6 protein-coding genes are annotated in these 6,063 nt (G+C 55.8%); 2 read left to right on the top strand and 4 right to left on the bottom strand.

Annotation, left to right across the window (positions count from 1 at the left end):
* Positions 1 to 455 precede the first annotated feature (455 nt).
* Positions 456 to 2,045, top strand: coding sequence for a bifunctional phosphoribosylaminoimidazolecarboxamide formyltransferase/IMP cyclohydrolase (gene purH, locus PGH32_RS24205; protein WP_337895390.1), 1,590 nt, complete (start codon positions 456 to 458; stop codon positions 2,043 to 2,045).
* Between the two features lie 14 nt (positions 2,046 to 2,059).
* On the top strand, positions 2,060 to 3,340 hold the full coding sequence (purD, locus tag PGH32_RS24200; RefSeq protein WP_314427710.1) for a phosphoribosylamine--glycine ligase: 1,281 nt from the start codon (positions 2,060 to 2,062) through the stop codon (positions 3,338 to 3,340).
* 148 nt (positions 3,341 to 3,488) lie between these two features.
* Here purD and PGH32_RS24195 read toward each other — a convergent pair whose 3' ends face one another.
* The 4 genes from PGH32_RS24195 to nfi all read right to left on the bottom strand — a co-directional run bounded on the left by PGH32_RS24195 (position 3,489) and on the right by nfi (position 6,061).
* A complete protein-coding gene (locus PGH32_RS24195; RefSeq protein WP_314427707.1) occupies positions 3,489 to 4,145 on the bottom strand; it encodes a DUF1481 domain-containing protein in 657 nt (218 codons plus the stop codon).
* Positions 4,146 to 4,280: 135 nt separating this feature from the next.
* A complete protein-coding gene (hupA, locus tag PGH32_RS24190) occupies positions 4,281 to 4,553 on the bottom strand; it encodes a nucleoid-associated protein HU-alpha (RefSeq protein WP_017803060.1) in 273 nt (90 codons plus the stop codon).
* A gap of 189 nt (positions 4,554 to 4,742) precedes the next feature.
* Positions 4,743 to 5,333, bottom strand: coding sequence for a YjaG family protein (locus PGH32_RS24185; protein ID WP_337895389.1), 591 nt, complete (start codon positions 5,331 to 5,333; stop codon positions 4,743 to 4,745).
* A 62-nt stretch (positions 5,334 to 5,395) separates the two neighbouring features.
* Positions 5,396 to 6,061 (bottom strand): deoxyribonuclease V, encoded by a 666-nt coding sequence (nfi, locus tag PGH32_RS24180; RefSeq protein WP_337895388.1) that lies wholly within the window; start codon positions 6,059 to 6,061, stop codon positions 5,396 to 5,398.
* Positions 6,062 to 6,063: the final 2 nt, after the last annotated feature.

The following is a 6,063-nucleotide window of genomic DNA, read 5'->3' as shown; positions in this document are numbered from 1 at the left end:
CAGTCAGTGCCGAGGCTTCCTGCTGCGAGGAGGCGTATATTACGCTCTTCTCCTTCGGAGTCAACTTCTTTTTGAGAAGTTTTTTCCGGCGATTCAGAGACTTCCTGAACCTCTGAGTGGCTGACCTCTCAGTCGTTGTGCCGTCTCAGTGGTTGCGCATTATAGGGAGTTCTCGACGGCTGACAAGGGCTAAATTGCGATAATTTTACCGTTTGCTGCATTCCACAGCAAAACCCCGCCTTATACCTGTTTATGCACAAACTTATCCACATTCTTTATTGAATGACAATTTTGACGAGCAACACGCAAACGTTTTCGCTACAATGCCCGCGCGTAATGGAAGCCCCTTTCAGGGGCGTTACCTGAAACTTATCTTCCTCTATATAGAGAAGAGAAAGACTAAGCTTCATATAACGCTCTTTATATGCGATCCAAAGCCAAGGGATAAAACCACCATGCAACAACGTCGTCCTGTACGCCGCGCGCTGCTCAGCGTGTCTGACAAAGCCGGTATCCTCGAATTCGCTCAGGCGCTTTCTCAACGTGGCGTAGAGCTGCTCTCCACTGGCGGTACCGCCCGCCTGCTGGCCGATGCTGGCCTGCCCGTGACTGAAGTGTCTGACTACACCGGTTTCCCGGAAATGATGGATGGACGCGTCAAAACGCTGCACCCGAAAGTGCATGGTGGCATCTTAGGACGCCGCGGTCAGGACGACGCCATCATGTCCGAGCACAGCATCTCTCCTATTGATATGGTCGTCGTTAACCTTTATCCGTTTGCCCAGACCGTTGCACGCGAAGGCTGCTCGCTGGAAGATGCGGTAGAGAATATCGATATCGGTGGCCCCACCATGGTTCGCTCTGCTGCCAAGAACCACAAAGACGTGGCGATCGTAGTGAAGAGCAGCGACTACCAGACTATCGTGGCCGAGCTGGACGCCAACGAGAACTCGCTGACGCTGGAAACCCGTTTCGATCTGGCTATCAAGGCATTCGAACATACCGCCGCCTACGACGGCATGATCGCCAACTACTTTGGTAGCCTTGTTCCTGCCTATCATGGTGAGACCTCGGCCCCTGCCGGTCGTTTCCCACGTACGCTGAATCTGAACTTCATCAAGAAGCAGGATATGCGCTACGGTGAGAACAGCCATCAGGATGCGGCCTTCTATATAGAAGAGAATGTTTCCGAAGCCTCGGTGGCTACCGCGCAGCAGGTTCAGGGCAAAGCGCTTTCTTATAACAACATCGCCGATACCGACGCGGCACTGGAATGCGTAAAAGAGTTTGACCAGCCAGCCTGCGTCATCGTTAAGCATGCCAACCCGTGTGGCGTGGCGGTCGGTGGCTCGATTCTTGATGCCTACGAACGCGCGTACAAAACCGACCCAACTTCAGCCTTTGGCGGGATCATCGCGTTCAACCGCGAGCTGGATGAAGCCACGGCTCAGGCCATTATCAGCCGTCAGTTTGTGGAAGTGATCATTGCGCCATCTGCCAGCGAAGCGGCCCTGAAAGTGACCGCTGCGAAGCAAAACGTTCGCGTACTGACCTGCGGCCAGTGGCAGCAGCGCCAGAACGGTCTGGACTTCAAGCGCGTGAACGGCGGCCTGCTGGTGCAGGATCGCGATCTGGGCATGGTCAATGAGAGCCAGCTGCGCGTGGTCAGCAAGCGCCAGCCGAGCGAGCAGGAGCTGCGTGATGCGCTGTTCTGCTGGAAAGTGGCTAAATTCGTCAAATCTAACGCCATCGTCTATGCCCGTGACAATATGACCATTGGGATAGGTGCAGGCCAGATGAGCCGCGTCTACTCTGCAAAAATTGCCGGTATCAAAGCCGCTGATGAAGGCCTGGAAGTTAAAGGCTCAGCCATGGCCTCTGATGCCTTCTTCCCGTTCCGCGATGGTATCGATGCCGCTGCCGCCGTGGGGATTACCTGCGTGATCCAGCCGGGTGGATCGATTCGCGATGACGAAGTGATTGCCGCGGCCGATGAACACGGCATTGCGATGATCTTTACCGACATGCGTCATTTCCGCCATTAATTACGGAGTCTCGAATGAAAATTTTGGTTATTGGTAACGGCGGCCGTGAACATGCGCTTGCCTGGAAAGCCGCTCAGTCACCGCTGGCTGACACCGTGTTCGTTGCGCCGGGCAATGCAGGTACCGCACTGGAGCCTGCGCTGCAGAACGTGGCTATCAGCCCAACCGACATTCAGGGCCTGCTGGACTTTGCTCTGAGTGAGAAAATCGATCTGACCATCGTTGGTCCGGAAGCGCCGCTGGTGAAAGGCGTGGTGGATACATTCCGCGCGGCCGGTCTGAAAATCTTTGGCCCCACTCAGGCCGCTGCGCAGTTGGAAGGTTCTAAAGCCTTCACTAAGGACTTCCTGGCCCGCCATCAGATCCCATCGGCGGAATACCAGAACTTTACTGAAGTTGAGCCAGCCCTCGCCTACGTGCGTGAGAAAGGTGCCCCCATCGTGATCAAGGCCGATGGCCTTGCTGCGGGTAAAGGCGTGATTGTGGCGATGACGCTGCAGGAAGCCGAAGACGCCATCCAGGATATGCTGGCCGGTAACGCGTTCGGCGATGCGGGTCACCGCATCGTGGTGGAAGAGTTCCTTGATGGCGAAGAAGCCAGCTTCATCGTGATGGTTGACGGCGAGAACGTGCTGCCAATGGCCACCAGCCAGGACCATAAGCGCGTTGGCGATGCGGATACCGGCCCGAACACCGGCGGTATGGGGGCCTACTCCCCGGCCCCGGTAGTGACCGATGAAATCCACCAGCGCGTGATGGATGAGGTGATCTGGCCAACCGTGCGCGGCATGGCAGCTGAAGGCAACGTCTACACCGGTTTTCTGTATGCCGGTCTGATGATCGATAAAAGCGGCCAGCCGAAGGTGATCGAGTTTAACTGCCGCTTCGGCGATCCGGAAACTCAACCGATCATGCTGCGCCTGCAGTCGGATCTGGTTGATCTCTGCCTGGCCGCCGTTGACGGTAAACTGGATCAGAAAGATTCCGTCTGGGATCCTCGCCCGTCACTGGGTGTGGTACTGGCAGCCGGTGGTTATCCGGGTGATTACGCCACTGGCGATCAAATTCACGGTTTACCGCTGGAAGAAGTCGCCGACGGTAAGGTATTCCACGCGGGTACCACCCTGGAAGACGACCTGGTGGTCACCAACGGCGGGCGCGTACTGTGCGTTACCGCACTGGGTGCAGATGTCGCTGCCGCACAGAAGCGTGCTTACGAGCTGGCGCAGCCAATCTCCTGGAAAGGCAGCTTCTGCCGTAAAGACATCGGCTACCGCGCCATCGACCGTAAGTAACGATGCCGGTCGGTCGCACCCAGGGCAGAGAACGCGTGTCTGCTGCCGGGCGTGATGCCTGACACACTCAGAAGGGGTGGATGAATAATCCCCGCCCCTTTTTTACCTCTGATGAAAACCCGGCGCGCTCATCTCACCCACCGCCAGGCTAGAAATCCGCGTCTTTCGGCTCGCTCTTACAGAAATCTTCCGTGCTGACCAACAGCAGTTGGGTATCACCGGGTGTTTCCAGCCAGGCAACGCTGAGTGGAGTGGCGGAGGTGTTCTGCTGTTTATCAATGTGCTCTCGTTCAAGCATATCGAAGTCGGGCCTCACTTCATTCCCCTGACAGGTTTTTACCGTGCCGCCCAACGACCAGACTCCCTGCGTCAGCATCACCCGCCCGCTGAGCAGGTCATCACTGATCTTGACCATCCGCTGCGCATCAAACTGATAAAGCGCCACTTCATCAGCAGATAATGGCTCCCGGTGCCCGGCAAGCTGGCGCTGCATAAAGCTTAACGCGCCATCGTGATCGAAACGCAGCGTCACGTCATCAGGCTGTTGGCCAGCAGTATGACGTTCAATCGACACCGGTTTGCCATCCTGCCACTGATAATCCGTCGTTTCCGTTGCGCCACCGCTAAAAGGGGTAAAGATGGTCATCATATGGGCGATTTTTTTCTGGTCATCCTTCCGCCATATCCTTACGGCACCTCGATCGGCAAGATAGCCGCTGGCGGTAAAATCGGGCAGATCGGAATGCGAACCGCAGCCGGTTAACAGCAGCAGCAGAGTGAGAACAGGGATACGAAAAGGAAGCATTAGTTTCATGATAAAAGAGTATCACAAAATCATTAGCGGGCTGCGGCAGCAGAGGGAAACACATCAGAAGATGAGAAACAGATAAACAAAGGGGGCGAATTCGCCCCCCTGTTTAAACTCTTCACTGTCAGACGATTACTTAACGGCGTCTTTCAGTGCTTTACCAGAAACGAATGCTGGTACGTTTGCAGCAGCAATTTTGATCTCATTGCCAGTCTGCGGGTTGCGGCCAGTACGCTCAGCACGGTGGTTAACTTTAAAGGTACCAAAACCAACCAGTTGTACAGCATCACCTTCTTTCAGAGACTCAGTAATCGCAGCCAGAGTGGATTCCAGTGCAGCTTTAGCCTGGGTCTTAGACAGGTCCGCTTTGTCCGCAATTACATCAATCAGTTGAGTCTTGTTCATAAGTTATCCTTACAGTGTATTTATCGCTTGCTAAGCACCGAGTGCGAGGGGAAAAACCAGATTCTGGCACTCTCCTGCCTACACGCACCGATAGCCACATTTTTCAGCCCCCCAAATGTAGACCAGAGTGGGGGCGAATGTGAAGCCCAAAGGCGCTACAAATCTGGCCTGAAGTCACGTTTTGTGGCCTTATTGATGAAATTCTATCCCGATGTTACTGATCCCGGATTCGCGCAGGTCGGATCGCAGCCCTTTGATCAGCTCGATGTCCCTCTCCTCGCAGGCTGCCAGCAGGCGGAAAATCTCCCACTGGATGTCCCATTCCTCTTCAACAGCGGGATTCACTTTTAGCTCTTCTTCGGTCATTTCGCGCCCGGCGTGGGTCATTTCCAGCATGGCCACGGTGGTAATCGATGTTTCACTCACGGCAATAGCATGGGCCAGCGTTTCACCGCTCAGACGGGAGTGCAGCAGTTCACTGAGCGCCACGCAGGCATCAATCGCCGGATAGACGCCGTACAGGTCATAATCATCAGCGGAAGGGATGGCTTCTTCCAGCTTTTCCAGCTGGCTGTCGAAGTTGACCTTCGCATCCTTCACCACCAGGGTTTCCCACAGGAGATCGAGAATTCGACGATACAGTTGGCCATCGCCAAAACCGGTCTGCTGGCAAAATGCACGGTAGTTTGGGGCCATCCGCTCACACAGGCAGGCCATAAAGGTCACATGCTGCCAGCTTTCCAGCTTTTCCAGCCGTAAATGAATAGGGTTACGTAACATATCAGGGTCTCAGAATTAACGCGCTGCGGGAAGTGTACCTGAAAAGGTCCACAGCAGCACGGTTAACCCTGTAGCAGCGAGGTAAAAGCCCGGCGTCGGGATGCAACCGCATCCGCCCACCGCGTGGGTTCCGGCAAACGATAGCCGCACAAACAGTTTTCCACCCATTGCAGAGCGGTAGCCTGGCTGACACGGTGCCCGGTGGAAATAAACAGTGGATTACAGCGCGCTTTACTGCGCAGCACCCAGCCAAGCTGCTGGTCTTTATCCATCAGCGGCTGATGGCTGCCGGGTTCTGCGTCCGGCGGCGTAAATGCCCCGCACAGGCGCTTTTTCGCCACGCCAATCGTCGGCACATCCACCAGCAGACCAAAATGACTCGCCACGCCAAGCCGTCTCGGGTGGGCGATACCGTGCCCATCCACCAGCAGAAGATCGGGCCGGTGGCTGAGCTGCTGCCAGGCGGCCTGCAGCGCCGGGGTTTCACGGAAGGAAAGAAAGCCGGGGATATAGGGCATGGTGGTGGCGATACGCGCCACCTGATGCTCAATCAGCCTGAGTGAGGGGTATTCGAGTATCACCAGGGCGGCACGCGTTACCTCCCCGCCCTGCTCAAAGCCGACATCCGCGCCGCCAATCAGCCGGGGAGGCATGACGTCAAAATCATCCTGAAGAACGACTTCAGCAGCGCGGGTACGCTGCTCTTCACGCAGTGCGGCGATATCCATAT

The organism is Erwinia sp. SLM-02 (genome assembly GCF_037450285.1).
Lineage (GTDB): Bacteria > Pseudomonadota > Gammaproteobacteria > Enterobacterales > Enterobacteriaceae > Erwinia.
The sequence above is the reverse complement of the archived record's forward strand: the minus strand, read 5'-3'. Positions and strand labels throughout refer to the sequence as shown.

Bases quoted from the DNA above. Each gene is read 5' to 3' on its own strand.
- purH (WP_337895390.1), top strand. From the start codon at position 456: ATGCAACAACGTCGTCCTGTACGCCGCGCGCTGCTCAGCGTGTCTGAC.
- purD (WP_314427710.1), top strand. From the start codon at position 2,060: ATGAAAATTTTGGTTATTGGTAACGGCGGCCGTGAACATGCGCTTGCC.
- PGH32_RS24195 (WP_314427707.1), bottom strand. From the start codon at position 4,145: ATGCTTCCTTTTCGTATCCCTGTTCTCACTCTGCTGCTGCTGTTAACC.
- hupA (WP_017803060.1), bottom strand. From the start codon at position 4,553: ATGAACAAGACTCAACTGATTGATGTAATTGCGGACAAAGCGGACCTG.
- PGH32_RS24185 (WP_337895389.1), bottom strand. From the start codon at position 5,333: ATGTTACGTAACCCTATTCATTTACGGCTGGAAAAGCTGGAAAGCTGG.
- nfi (WP_337895388.1), bottom strand. From the start codon at position 6,061: ATGGATATCGCCGCACTGCGTGAAGAGCAGCGTACCCGCGCTGCTGAA.